Annotated in this window: 11 protein-coding genes; all 11 read left to right on the plus strand. The window is 60.0% G+C overall.

Annotation, left to right across the window (positions count from 1 at the left end; genetic code table 11):
• Positions 1–17 precede the first annotated feature (17 nt).
• The 11 genes from ACZZ0Q_RS17125 to ACZZ0Q_RS17175 all read left to right on the plus strand — a co-directional run bounded on the left by ACZZ0Q_RS17125 (position 18) and on the right by ACZZ0Q_RS17175 (position 12832).
• Positions 18–1037, plus strand: coding sequence for a polysaccharide pyruvyl transferase family protein (locus ACZZ0Q_RS17125; protein ID WP_463541470.1), 1020 nt, complete (start codon positions 18–20; stop codon positions 1035–1037).
• Between the two features lie 59 nt (positions 1038–1096).
• Positions 1097–2158, plus strand: a complete 1062-nt coding sequence (locus tag ACZZ0Q_RS17130; protein ID WP_463382017.1) for a glycosyltransferase family 4 protein — start codon at positions 1097–1099, stop codon at positions 2156–2158.
• Positions 2155–3309 (plus strand): glycosyltransferase, encoded by a 1155-nt coding sequence (locus tag ACZZ0Q_RS17135; protein WP_463541469.1) that lies wholly within the window; start codon positions 2155–2157, stop codon positions 3307–3309. The genes ACZZ0Q_RS17130 and ACZZ0Q_RS17135 overlap by 4 nt, the downstream gene beginning before the upstream one ends.
• Before the next feature lie 20 nt (positions 3310–3329).
• On the plus strand, positions 3330–4739 hold the full coding sequence (locus ACZZ0Q_RS17140) for a mannose-1-phosphate guanylyltransferase/mannose-6-phosphate isomerase (protein WP_463560777.1): 1410 nt from the start codon (positions 3330–3332) through the stop codon (positions 4737–4739).
• A gap of 96 nt (positions 4740–4835) precedes the next feature.
• Positions 4836–5855, plus strand: coding sequence for an NAD-dependent epimerase/dehydratase family protein (locus ACZZ0Q_RS17145; RefSeq protein WP_163016500.1), 1020 nt, complete (start codon positions 4836–4838; stop codon positions 5853–5855).
• A gap of 18 nt (positions 5856–5873) precedes the next feature.
• Positions 5874–6896 (plus strand): UDP-glucose 4-epimerase GalE, encoded by a 1023-nt coding sequence (galE, locus tag ACZZ0Q_RS17150; RefSeq protein ID WP_463541468.1) that lies wholly within the window; start codon positions 5874–5876, stop codon positions 6894–6896.
• A gap of 110 nt (positions 6897–7006) precedes the next feature.
• Positions 7007–7840, plus strand: a complete 834-nt coding sequence (galU, locus tag ACZZ0Q_RS17155) for a UTP--glucose-1-phosphate uridylyltransferase GalU (protein WP_463382013.1) — start codon at positions 7007–7009, stop codon at positions 7838–7840.
• Positions 7841–7941: 101 nt separating this feature from the next.
• Positions 7942–9984: an acyltransferase family protein gene (locus ACZZ0Q_RS17160; RefSeq protein ID WP_463541467.1), complete on the plus strand. Its 2043-nt coding sequence runs from the start codon at positions 7942–7944 to the stop codon at positions 9982–9984.
• Positions 9981–11228, plus strand: a complete 1248-nt coding sequence (locus ACZZ0Q_RS17165; RefSeq protein ID WP_463541466.1) for an acyltransferase family protein — start codon at positions 9981–9983, stop codon at positions 11226–11228. Before ACZZ0Q_RS17160 ends, ACZZ0Q_RS17165 begins: the two co-directional genes overlap by 4 nt.
• A gap of 9 nt (positions 11229–11237) precedes the next feature.
• Positions 11238–11600: a VanZ family protein gene (locus tag ACZZ0Q_RS17170; protein ID WP_463541465.1), complete on the plus strand. Its 363-nt coding sequence runs from the start codon at positions 11238–11240 to the stop codon at positions 11598–11600.
• Positions 11601–11680: 80 nt separating this feature from the next.
• The gene (locus tag ACZZ0Q_RS17175) at positions 11681–12832 is read left to right on the plus strand and encodes an acyltransferase family protein (protein WP_463560779.1); all 1152 of its coding nucleotides are present in this window, start codon (positions 11681–11683) and stop codon (positions 12830–12832) included.
• The last annotated feature ends 1 nt before the right edge of the window (position 12833 follow it).

Consider the following 12833-nt stretch of genomic DNA (forward strand, 5'->3'; position numbering starts at 1 on the left):
CAGAGCGATACACGAATATGGTGATTATTTTTTCCGGTCATTTGATCAACCTCGGCGATGCGCTGATTGCCTTGCGCGAAGCCAAACATTTTCAAAGCAAGGGCCACAAGGTTGTGGTCTGCCCATGGGAAGAAGCGCACGTTGAGCTGCGCGACGACTTTGCCAAGCTGGGCATCGACATCGTGCCCATCCGCAACCAACCGATCAAAGCGCTGCTGCTGTGCATGCGTGCCCACCTGATCTTCGGCGGCGGGCACATGGTGCGCGAGCAGGTGTCGACGTTCTGGCTGGGCTTCACCACGCTGGCGTTCTTCTTCAGTCGCCTGTTTGGTCACCGCGTGGTGATCGCAGGCGTAGGCGTCAGCAAGGTGCAGCACTCGCTTCGCACCAAGCTCTACCGCGCCATGCTGCGCCTGGCCACGGTGGCCTATGTGCGTGACCCGGTGTCGGAGCAGGTGCTGCGTGAATTGGCCCCGGCCAGCACCGGCAAAATTCACCTGGGCGGCGACATGGCCTTTATCGGCGGCCCGATTGAAAGCCTGCCCTCTACCGGCGTTTGCCTGGTCGCGCCGGCCGTGGATAAAAGCGAAAACCGCAGCGTCGATCACGACGAAATTCTGCAGGTGCTCAACACCCTAAAGCACCAGGGCCTGAAGCGCGTGACATTGGTGCCCCACGACATTCGGGACGACTTTGACCAGCAGGCCTGCCGTGAAATCAAGGCGTATCTGGACGGCAAAATTGATGTTCCCATCGACATTCTGCCCATCAGCGACCTGAGCGACGGATTGCTGCCCGCCTACCGCGAAGCCTCGTGGGTCATTACCGCGCGGCTGCACGGTTTGATCCTAGCCTCGCTCAATGGCGCCACGGTTTACTACACCGAAGCCTCGAGCAAGAAGCTGCAGCATTTCGCTGAGTTTTTTGGCTACACCTCGGCGCGCAAGGAAAACCTCGCCGCGACCTCGCGCGACGGGCTGGCGCAAATCACCAGCAACCTGTCGAACCGCGCCGAAAATTCAGTCGCAACGCTATAAAAGACTGAACCAGTTATGGCCTTTTCGCTCTCACACAACCTCGACCTTTCGCGCATTAAATGGGGCGTTCCAGTTTGATCTACGTAAATGCGCGATTCCTCACGCAAGCCATGACCGGCGTGCAACGGTATTCCCTAGAAGTCAGCTTGCAATTGCGCGAGCAGATGCCGGAAATCCGCTTCGTTGCACCCCGCAATATCGTTCAACACGAAGCCGCTCAAGCACTGGGCGTCGAGTTGGTGGGCAACCGCACCGGGCACGCCTGGGAGCAGCTCGACCTGCCGAAGTTTCTGCGCAGCCAAGGCTCGCCATTGTTGGTCAACTTGGCCAATACCGCGCCGCTTTTGTACAGCAACAAACTTTCGACGTTGCATGACATCGCCTTCGAGCGCTTCCCGGAAAATTTCTCGTGGAAGTTCCGCACGGCGTATCAGCTGGCCACGCCACGGACCATCAGAACCTCGAAAAAGGTGCTGACGGTCAGCGAGTTTTCCAAGCAGGAAATCTGCGCGGTCTACAACATCGCGCCCGAACGCGTGGTGGTGGTGCCTAACGCTGTTTCCGGCGAATTCAGCCCGCAGCCGCACGACGTGGCCGAGCCGTATTTGCTGGCGGTGTCATCGCTCAATACGCAGAAGAATTTCCACGGCCTGGTCGATGCGTTCAGCGTGCTGAAACAGAGCAGCCATAAGCTCTACATCGTCGGCTCACTGAACAAGAATTTCGCTGACCCCGGGTTGGTGAAAAAGATCGAAACCGACAGCCGCATTAAGCTGCTCGGGCGCGTTACGGATGAGGAGCTGGTGCGCTTGTACAGCGGTGCAACTGCCTTTGTGTACCCCTCGTTCTATGAGGGCTTCGGCCTGCCACCGCTGGAAGCGCAAGCCTGCGACTGCCCAGTGATTGCGGCCAACGCCGCGAGCCTGCCGGAAGTGTGCGGCGACTCGGCGCTGTACTGCTCGCCTTATGACGTCAACGACATTGCCAAACAAATGGACGTGCTTATTTCCAGTCCGCAGCTGGCCCAGTCCCTTCGCGAGAAGGGCCGCGCCAATATCCAGCGCTACAGCTGGGCAGCCTCGGCCTCACGCCTTCTACAGGTGATACGGGAGTTCCAATGAAAGTCGCAATCATCCATTACTGGTGGCTCAGCAATCGTGGCGGCGAAGCCGTGTGTTCGGCGCTCGTGGAGTTGTTCCCGCACGCGGACCTGTTTATCCATGTGTGCAACGAAGACGTGGTGCGCAAAGCCTTGCCCAGCACGTTTACCGGCACCATCAACACCACGTTTATTTCGCGCCTGCCGGGTGCGAAGAAGCACTACCAGAAGTACCTGCCGTTTATGCCGATGGCGCTGGAGCAGCTCGATCTGTCGGCTTACGACCTGATTCTGAGCAGCGAATCCGGCCCGGCCAAAGGCGTGGTCACCCGCCCTGACGCGGTGCACATCTGCTACTGCCATTCGCCGATGCGCTATGTGTGGGACATGTACCACGAGTACCTGTCGGGCGCCGGCCGTTTGATTCGTACGCTGTTCCCGTTCGTGTCGCACTGGCTGCGTGTGTGGGATCGCTTGTCGGCGGACCGCGTCGACCAGTTCATCGCCAACTCCAACTTTGTGGCCCAGCGCATTCGCAAGTTTTACCGCCGCGATGCCGAGGTGATTTACCCGCCGGTAAACACCACTGAATTCAGCCCCAACGAAACCCGTGGCGACTTCTACCTGTGCCTCGGCCAACTGGTTGCTTACAAGCGTGCCGACCTGGCCGTGGAAGCGTTCAACCAGCTCGGACTGCCGTTGGTAGTGGTGGGCGAAGGTGAGCTGTTCGAGCGCCTGAAAACCATCGCCAAACCCAACGTGAAACTGATGGGCCGCCAGCCCTTCCCCGAAATCAAAGACCTGCTGCAACGCTGCCGCGGTCTGGTATTTCCGGGCATGGAAGACTTCGGCATTGTGCCGGTGGAAGCCATGGCAGCAGGCGCCCCGGTTATCGCCTACGGTAAAGGTGGCGCCCTGGAAACGGTTATCCACGGCAAGACCGGCATTCTGTTCCCGGAGCAGACCGTGGAGTCTCTGATTCAAGCGATTCAGCAGGTAGAAAGCGGCGCGGTCACCTTCGACCCGGCGACCCTGCATGAACACGCGGCCACCTTCGACAAGAGTATTTTCAAGCAACGCATCCAAGCGTTCGTCGATGACGCGTTGCTGGGCTCCGGCCCCGCCGTACAACGCACCCTTACCACCACTGCGCGTCCAGCCCTTACTGAATAAACGCAACAAGGAGGTCTACCATGCTTCTACCTATCATCATGGCTGGCGGTTCCGGCTCACGTCTGTGGCCACTGTCGCGCCAACTGAACCCCAAACAATTCCTGCAACTGGCCGACGCCCAGCTGTCGATGCTGCAAGCCACCATCTCGCGTCTCAAGGGTCTGGATATCGCCCTGCCCCGCTTGATCTGCAACGAGCAGCATCGCTTCCTCGCCGCTGAGCAACTGCGTCAGCTGGACATGGAAAAATCCAACATCCTGCTTGAACCGGTCGGCCGCAACACGGCGCCGGCCATCGCCCTCGCCGCCCTGCAAGCGGTGAGCGACGGTCAAGACCCGCTGCTGCTGGTACTGGCGGCTGATCACCTGATCAAAGACGTCGAGGCATTCCACGCCGCCGTGCGCACCGCCATGCCGCTGGCTGAAGCCGGCAAGCTGGTGACCTTCGGCATCGTGCCGGATCACCCGGAAACCGGTTACGGCTACATCGAGAAAGGCGCTGCCACCGGCGACGGCGGCTTTGCCGTCAGCCAGTTCGTGGAAAAACCGGATCTGGCCACCGCCACCGACTACCTCAAGAGCGGCGACTTCCTGTGGAACAGCGGCATGTTCCTGTTCCGCGCCAGCCGCTACCTGCAAGAGCTCGAGCGCTTCCAACCGGAAATCCTCGAAGCCTGCAAAAAATCCCTGGCCGGCGGCCAGCTGGACCTGCACTTCACCCGCGTCGACGCAGCCGAATTCGCCCTGTGCCCCGATGACTCCATCGACTACGCGGTCATGGAAAAAACCGCCGACGCCGTGGTCGTGCCGCTGGATGCAGGCTGGAGCGACATCGGCTCGTGGTCGGCGCTGTGGGACGTCAGCGAGAAAGATGCACACGGCAACGTGCTCAAAGGCGACGTGCTGCACCACAACAGCACCAACACCTATGTGCATGCCAGCAGCCGTCTGGTGACCCTGGTGGGCGTGGAAGACCTGGTGATCGTCGAAACCAAAGACGCGATCATGGTGGCGCACAAAAACAACGTGCAAGACGTGAAGAAAATCGTTGAGCAGCTCAAAGAATGCGGCCGCAACGAACACGTCAACCACCGCGAGGTGTATCGCCCATGGGGTGTTTACGACTCCATCGACGACGGCCATCGCTACCAGGTCAAACGCATCACGGTTAAGCCAGGCGCCAAGCTCTCGGTGCAGATGCACCACCACCGCGCCGAGCACTGGATTGTGGTGAGCGGCACCGCCAAAGTTACCAATGGCGACACCACCTTCCTGGTCACTGAAAACCAGTCGACCTACATTCCGATTGGCCAGGTTCACGCCCTGGAGAACCCCGGTGTAATTCCCCTTGAACTGATCGAAGTGCAGTCCGGTCCGTATCTGGGCGAAGACGACATCGTGCGGTTCGAAGACAAATACGGTCGCGCCTGATCCCTTCAGGTTGCCCGTAGCCACGCCGGTGCCCTGCACCGGCGATGCGCCTCCCGCACGTTGCTTCCCGCATACATGAATTGAAGGATGGAACAGATGAACTGCGCCGTGATTTTTGGTGGCTCGGGTTTTATTGGCGTGTTCTTCGCCAAACAACTGCTTGCCAAAGGTGGTTACGACAAGGTCTACCTGTTCGACAAAGAGCAGGTCACCCAGAAGCCATTCCCCTACCGTGCTCGCCTGGTGCATGAAAGCCCGGAGATCGTTGAGATCAATGGCGACGTACGCCAGCCCATCAGTTGGAAGCCGGAAGAAACCGTCGCCCTGATCGCCAACTTCGCCGCCGTGCACCGCGAGCCCGGCCACGAAGATTACGAGTACTACGAAACCAATCTGCTGGGCGCCGAAAACGTCACCGCCTGGGCCGAACAGGTCGGCTGCAACGACCTGATTTTCACCAGCTCGATTTCGCCCTACGGCCCAAGCGAAGATCAGAAAGACGAACGCACCCTGCCCGTTCCGGCCACTGCTTACGGCGGCTCGAAACTGGCCGCCGAAAAAATTCACCAGACCTGGCTGGCAGCCGACAAGGCCAACCGCCACCTGGTGATTGTGCGTCCGGGCGTGGTGTTTGGGCCGGGCGAAGGCGGCAACGTCTCGCGTCTGGTCAAGGCCGTGATCAAGCGTTACTTCTTCTACATGGGCAACCGCACCACGCGTAAAGCTGGCACCTATGTAAAAGAGCTGTGCGCCGCGATGCTTTGGGTACTGGAACGTCAGAAAGAACAAGGCGGGCATTTCTCGCTGTTCAACATGACCATGAACCCCGGCCCGTCGATTTCCGAATACGTGGAAACCGTTTGCAGCGTCGCCGCCATCGAACGCAAAGTGCCCGCCGTGCCTTACCCGCTGTTGCTCGGCGTGGCGTACAGCATTGACGCCATCGCGCGGCCGCTGGGCATCAAGCACCCGTTCAGCCCGGTACGCATCCGCAAGCTGGTGCGCTCCAACAACGTATTGCCGCATTTCCTTGTAGAAAACGGCTACCCCTACCAGTACAGCCTGGCCACCGCCTTCGCTGACTGGAAAACCAGCTGCCCGGATGAGTGGCGCTAACAACAGGCGGGATGCCCCATGAGCGAAACCATTCTGGTCACCGGCGGCGCCGGTTACATCGGCTCGCACACCACCTTGGCCCTGCTGGAAGCGGGGTATCAGGTGGTGGTGTTGGACAACCTGTGCAACAGCTCCCCGGAGTCGTTGCACCGGGTGGAGAAAATCTGCGGCAAGCAGGCTGAATTCATTCAAGGCGACATCCGCGATCGGGTGTTGCTGGATGAAGTGTTCGCCTCGCGCTCCATCAGCGCCGTGCTGCACTTCGCCGGCCTCAAAGCGGTCGGCGAAAGCGTGGCCAAGCCGTTGGACTACTACGAGAACAACGTCGCCGGCAGCGTAACCCTGTGTCAGGCCATGGCGGCGGCTGGCGTTTACCGGTTGGTGTTCAGCTCGTCCGCCACGGTGTACGGCGAACCGACGCAAATGCCGATTCGCGAAGACTTCCCCACCGGCATACCGACCAACCCTTACGGGCGCTCGAAGCTGATGGTCGAAGAGCTGCTGCAAGACCTGGCCCGCTCCGAACCGCGCTGGAGCATCGCCTTGCTGCGTTACTTCAACCCGGTGGGCGCTCACAGCAGCGGCCTGATCGGCGAAGACCCCAACGGCATTCCCAACAATTTGCTGCCGTACATCAGCCAAGTTGCCATCGGCAAACTCAAGCAGCTGTCGGTATTCGGCAACGATTACCCCACCGTCGACGGCACCGGCGTGCGTGATTACATCCACGTCGAAGACCTCGCCGACGGGCACCTGAAGGCCTTGCAAACCATCGCTGGCGACAGCGGCGTGAAGGTCTGGAACCTGGGCACGGGTCAGGGCTATAGCGTGCTTGAAATGCTCAAGGCATTTGAAGCGGCCAGTGGCCAGGCGGTGCCTTATCAAATCGTGCCGCGCCGCCCTGGCGACATCGCCGAATGCTGGGCCGACCCCGCCAAAGCGGCCAGCGAGCTGGGCTGGAAAGCCGAGCGCGGCCTCGACCAGATGATGAGCGACACCTGGCGTTGGCAGTCTGCCAACCCGCAGGGCTACGCCAAGTAATACGCCACACCGGACAATGTGGGGCGGCTTCAACCTCGGTGTTTTCCACAAAAAAGCATCGCGGCTGAAGCCGCTCCCACAAGGGTTTTGTGATCCTTCAGGAGCTTCTTATGATCCGTAAATGCCTCTTCCCCGCCGCCGGTTACGGCACCCGCTTTCTCCCGGCCACCAAGGCCATGCCCAAAGAAATGCTGCCCATCGTCAACAAGCCGCTGATTCAATACGGCGTTGAGGAAGCCCGCGATGCCGGCCTGCAACACATGGCCATCGTCACCGGTCGCGGCAAGCGCTCGCTGGAAGACCATTTCGACATCAGCTACGAGCTGGAACACCAGATTCGCGGCACCGACAAGGAACACTTCCTGGCCGGCACCCGCGAGCTGATCGATGGCTGCACCTTTTCCTATACCCGCCAAGTGGCCATGAATGGCCTGGGCCACGCAATTCTCTGTGGTCAGCCGCTGATTGGCGACGAGGCGTTTGCCGTGGTGCTGGCCGACGACCTGTGCATCAACCTCGACGGCGACGGCGTGCTCACGCAGATGATCAAGCTGTACAACCAGTTCCGCTGCTCCATCGTGGCGATCCAGGAAGTGCCGGCCGACCAGACCCACAAGTACGGCGTTATTGCCGGCGAGCTGATTCGCGACGACCTCTACCGCGTGCACAGCATGGTGGAAAAACCCAAGCCCGAAGACGCGCCATCGAACCTGGCGATCATCGGCCGCTACATTCTGACGCCGGACATTTTCGGCCTGATCGCCGACACCGAGCCGGGCAAGAACGGCGAAATCCAGATCACCGACGCCCTGCTGAAACAAGCCAAATCCGGCTGCGTGCTGGCGTACAAGTTCAAGGGCCAACGCTTCGACTGCGGCAGCGCCGAAGGCTACGTGGAAGCGACCAATTTCTGTTTTGAAGAGCTGTATCTCAAAGGCAAGTAGCACGAACAGGGCCGCGCCATAGGCGTGGCCCACAGCCTTTCGGGTGTCAGGTTTTAGGGACTCGCTCCCTTGCAGTTAACCGTCCCAACGCAGGCAAGCGCATGAGAAATTCCAATAATAAGTTCCGTAAGGACATAAACGGCCTGCGCGCATGGGCCGTTGTAGCGGTAGTTTTATTCCACTTCGGCGCGACCGGTTTTTCCGGCGGTTTCGTGGGCGTGGACGTGTTTTTCGTGATCTCCGGCTTCCTGATGACGGGCATCATTCTTCGTGGTCTGGAGGCCAATTCGGCGGCCGCAGCGAGCGGCGTCATTGACCCCCGACGCTTTTCCATCATCGCCTTCTACCTGTCACGGGCACGGCGCATTCTTCCCGCGCTGTTGGTGCTGTGTCTGGTGCTGATGGTGGTCGGCTGGTTCGTGCTGCCGGCGGTGGAATACAAGCAGTTGGGCAAACACGCCATCAGTGCGCTGGGCTTTTTGTCCAACGTCATGTTTTGGCGCGAAGACGGTTATTTTGATTCCGCCTCCCACGACAAGCTGCTGCTGCACACGTGGTCGTTGTCGGTTGAATGGCAGTTCTACTTGATGCTGCCAATTTTCATGGCCGTCATTTACAAACTTCGCCCGAGCCGACGCGCCCAAGCCATCGGTTTGTCCGCCGTGCTGCTGTTGTCGCTGCTGCTGTGCATCGCCGCCACCCCAATCAAAACCACCGCTGCCTTTTACCTGCTGCCGACCCGTGCCTGGGAAATGCTCGCGGGCGGGCTGGTGTATTTGCTGGCGCAACGCATCGTCTTATCAGCGGGTCAACAGCGCAGCGTGGAAATCGCCGGCTTCGCTCTGTTGATCGCGGCCATCGCCGTGTTCGACAGCAACAGCCAATGGCCGGGCTGGCGCGCCACCGTGCCGGTGTTCGCGACCATGCTGATTCTGTTCGCCGCTCGCCAGGATTCGCTTTTTACCGGCACGCGCATCGCGCAGTGGCTGGGCGACAGTTCCTATTCGCTGTACCTCTGGCACTGGCCGCTGGTGGTTGGGCTGGTATACCTGGAGTTGCAGGATTCGGTGCCGGCCATTGTCGTTGGCCTGTTACTGACGCTGGTGCTCGGCGGGTTGTCGTACCGCTTTATCGAGCGTCCGGCGCAGTTCAGCCTGAACCTGATGCGCCAGCGGCTAAGCGCCTTGGTGATCGTGGCCGTCACGCTGCTGGTGATGGTGCCAGGTGGCGTAATTTTGCTGCAGCACGGCATTCCGGGCCGGCTGCCGGCGCAGGTCGATGCGCTATTCGCCGAGTCGGACAACAAAAATCCGCGCCTGGGTGAGTGCATGCAAAACGAATTCAGCGCGGTGCCGGAATGCACCTATGGCGGGCCCAAGCTCGGGGCGATTGTGGTGGGTGACAGCCACGCCGGCGCCATGATCCGCGGCGTCGAGCGCGCGCTTCCCAGCCCTGACGAACACGTTCTCGACTGGACCATGAGCAACTGCCCGACCATCGCCAACATCAAGGCTGTCGGCCAGATCACCTACCGATGCGGCAGCTTCAACGCGCGCAAAAGTCAGGAAGTAAATGCAGCGCAAGCCCAAGTGCCGATGCTGATCATCAACCGCACCTCGTACTACCTGCTCGGCCCGAATGAGCCTGACCGCACCCGCGAAGTGCCGGTGCCGGAACTGTATTTCGACAAACCGTTCCCCTCGCGCAGCCCTGAATACCTGCAAGCCATGCGCGAGGGCATCATCGACACCGCCTGCGCGTTCGCCAAGCAACGGCCGGTGTACATGCTGCGACCGATTCCCGAGCTCAAGCGCGACGTGCCGAAAACCATGGGCCGCGCGGCCATGCGCGGCAAGCAGGAGCGGGTGTGGATTTCCATGGACGAATACCGCCAGCGCAACGCCTTCACCTGGGAAACCCAGGACCTGGCGGCGGCGCGTTGCGGCGTGAACATTCTCGATCCCCTGCCCTACCTGTGCCGCGACGGTAAGTGCTATGGCGATGCCGATGGGCACCCGCTGTATTTCGACGACGACCACCTCAGCGAGTACGGCAGCGACCGCTTGCGGCCATTGTTCCAACACATGTTTCTCACCACTGACGCCACGGCCCACAGCACGCCGCCCGTAGAGACCACACCATGATTTACTCCAGCCCCCGGCGCTTCTATTCCCTGGACTTCATTCGCGGCGTCGCAGCACTGGCCGTGGTGTTCTGGCACTGGCAGCACTTCTTCTTCCAGGGCAGCACCTTTGTGCCGTACGAGATGGAACAGCAACCGTTCTACAACGTGTTCTTCCTGTTCTACCAAACCGGCTGGCTGGCGGTGGACTTCTTCTTCTCGCTGTCGGGCTTCATTTTCTTTTGGCTGTATGCGCGGGAAATTGCCGAGCGAACGGTCGGCGGCTGGGAGTTTTTCGTGCTGCGGTTTTCGCGGCTTTATCCGCTGCACATCGCCACGTTCCTGTTTGTGCTGCTCGCCCAGCAGTGGGTGATGGCGCGCACCGGCGATTACTTTGTGGTGCCCTTCAACGACCTGTACCACGCCGTGCTGAACCTGTTTATGGCCTCCAGCTGGGGCCTGGAAAAAGGCCCGTCCTTCAACGGCCCGATCTGGTCGGTGTCGGTTGAAGTGCTGATGTACCTGGTGTTTTTCATCGTCTGCCTGATGTTCCGCCAACGCCTCTGGGCCCACGTAGCCATGCTGGCGCTGGGCGTGGTGGTGATGGTGGCCGAGCCCATTGTCGGGCGCGGTATTTTCTCGTTCTTCCTGGGCGGGCTAATTTTCCGGCTGTACCGCTACGTGTGCGAACGCGGTTGGCTGCTGCGTGTGCTGCCGTGGGCAGTGGGTGGCAGCGCCGTGCTGTGGTTGTTCACCGTGGTGGAGGTGTATCACCCGTGGTTCTGGCCGCTGGTGCAGAACATTGCGCAAAGCGTGTTGCCGGAAAAATTCGCGGGTCTGTTGGACAAAGCCGTACACGGCGCCACCCGCGCCATTGTCGTGGCCGTGCTGTTCCCGCTGAGCATCTTTACCTTGGCGCTGATGGAAACCAAACGTGGCTACCTTGGCAAACGCCTAGCCATGGTCGGCAACCTCACCTATTCCTCGTACCTGCTGCACTTCCCGTTGCAGTTGGTGTTCTTCACCGTACTGACACAGAACGGCGCCAGCCCGACGTTCTTCTACGGTGAAGTGTCGATGCTGGTGTTTTTTGCCGTGCTGATTCCGCTGTGCCTGCTCAGCTTCCGCTACTTTGAAACCCCCGCCCAACGCTTCCTGCGCAACGCCCTGCTGCGTTCTGCAGCGAAGACCGAGGCGAAAAAAGATAACAACAAAAACAACAACCTCGCCGTCGCGTCCAGCGCGAACAGCGAACAACCGAGCTAGGAATTCGTTATGGGCCGTGTCATCAGCATGATCATTTTCTTCGTCACCTTGGCGGTGATTCTCTACACCGGACTGCGCAGCGATCCGGTGCCGCAAGCCTTCGAGTATCAGGACTTGCTCCACCACCTCAGCGCCTTCGCTGTGCTGGTATGCAGCGCCCGCCTGGCCTTCCCCGCCACGCACGCCTTCTGGACCGTGCTGTATTGCCTGTTGTTCGCCCTGATGATCGAGCTAACCCAAGGCCTGCTGCCACTGCGCGACCCGTCGCTGGCCGACATGGCCTCCAACGTGGCGGGCGTTTTGATCGGCTTGGGCGTTGCTTTGCAGCTGAAGCGCCAGCGCGTACAGCGGCAAATTCGCACTAACGAATGATTGGTTTATAGCGTTCAGCTATTGATTGAGCACTATCGTCCCTGACAAACTCGCGCGCTGCGATCAACAGGGACGTTGCAATGAAGCGTTTTCAGGCTCTGGACAGCTTTCGCGGGCTGTTCGCTTTGGCCGTTGCCATTTATCACGCGCATGCGTTGCACACCTTTACCGAGCTGCGTTTTTTTCGAAACGCCGACTACTTCGTCAACTTCTTCTTCGTTCTCAGCGGCTTTGTGCTCTGCCACAGCTACGGCCGGCGGCTGAGCTCATGGAAGCAGATGGGCGACTTTGCCCTCACCCGCACTTTCAGGCTTTATCCCTTGCACCTGGCATTGCTCGCGTTTGCGCTGGCCATCGAATGCGTGAAGGTATGGGGCGAACACCGTGGCTTGTCGTTTGGCAGTCACAGCTTCAGCGGGCCTCGCTCGGTTAACGAAATTCTGCCCAACCTCTTACTCATACAGTCCTGGTGGCCAGGGTTCGAGCCGCTGTCGTTCAACTACCCAGCCTGGAGCATCAGCGTCGAGTACTACTTGTACATGCTGTTTGCGGTGATGACGGTGCTGCTGCGCCAGCACGTGCAAAGCGCGTTCGCGCTGGTGGCAGTGGCAGCCTGGGCGGCCATCGTATTCGCCAGCACCTGGCTGACCGAACAGGCGCTGCAAGGCCTGGGTTGTTTCTTTGGCGGCGCGGTCACCTATCGGCTCTACCGCGCCCTGCCCACGCACACCTTGAAACCCCGGCTTGGCAGCATGCTGGAGGCGACCGTACTCGGCGCGATCGTGCTGATTCTGGCCACCATCAACACGCCGCACAAAGTCTTTATGAGCGTGCTGTTTTGCATCGCCGTGCTGGTGTTTGCTTTTGGCTCTGGCGTGCTGTCGACACTGCTGTGCAAACGGTTTTTCGCCTGGTTGGGCACGCTCTCGTATTCGATCTACATGACCCATGCCACCCTGCTGGTGCTTTCGTACATCGTGCTAAAAGCCCTGGGCGGCATGATGGGACACCCGCTGCTGATTGATCTGCCGGAAACCGATTCGGGCACTATCAAGCGCTATGTCGACACCGGCAGCGTGCTGCTCAACAACGCCTTGGTGATCGGGCAGCTGGTCGGGGTGCTAGTGGTTTCAACCTTGACCTACCGGTACATCGAATTGCCCGGCATCGCGGCCGGCAAGAAGTGGTTCAAGCGCGAGCCGGCCCTGGTTGCTCAGCCGGCCCCGCTTTAGG

This window comes from Pseudomonas sp. AC070, from assembly GCF_979258635.1.

Excerpts from the sequence above, each read along its gene's own strand:
- ACZZ0Q_RS17125 (WP_463541470.1), top strand. The coding sequence starts at position 18 with ATGGTGATTATTTTTTCCGGTCATTTGATCAACCTCGGCGATGCGCTG.
- ACZZ0Q_RS17145 (WP_163016500.1), top strand. The coding sequence starts at position 4,836 with ATGAACTGCGCCGTGATTTTTGGTGGCTCGGGTTTTATTGGCGTGTTC.
- ACZZ0Q_RS17130 (WP_463382017.1), top strand. The coding sequence starts at position 1,097 with ATGGGGCGTTCCAGTTTGATCTACGTAAATGCGCGATTCCTCACGCAA.
- ACZZ0Q_RS17160 (WP_463541467.1), top strand. The coding sequence starts at position 7,942 with ATGAGAAATTCCAATAATAAGTTCCGTAAGGACATAAACGGCCTGCGC.
- galE (WP_463541468.1), top strand. The coding sequence starts at position 5,874 with ATGAGCGAAACCATTCTGGTCACCGGCGGCGCCGGTTACATCGGCTCG.
- ACZZ0Q_RS17175 (WP_463560779.1), top strand. The coding sequence starts at position 11,681 with ATGAAGCGTTTTCAGGCTCTGGACAGCTTTCGCGGGCTGTTCGCTTTG.
- galU (WP_463382013.1), top strand. The coding sequence starts at position 7,007 with ATGATCCGTAAATGCCTCTTCCCCGCCGCCGGTTACGGCACCCGCTTT.
- ACZZ0Q_RS17135 (WP_463541469.1), top strand. The coding sequence starts at position 2,155 with ATGAAAGTCGCAATCATCCATTACTGGTGGCTCAGCAATCGTGGCGGC.
- ACZZ0Q_RS17165 (WP_463541466.1), top strand. The coding sequence starts at position 9,981 with ATGATTTACTCCAGCCCCCGGCGCTTCTATTCCCTGGACTTCATTCGC.
- ACZZ0Q_RS17170 (WP_463541465.1), top strand. The coding sequence starts at position 11,238 with ATGGGCCGTGTCATCAGCATGATCATTTTCTTCGTCACCTTGGCGGTG.
- ACZZ0Q_RS17140 (WP_463560777.1), top strand. The coding sequence starts at position 3,330 with ATGCTTCTACCTATCATCATGGCTGGCGGTTCCGGCTCACGTCTGTGG.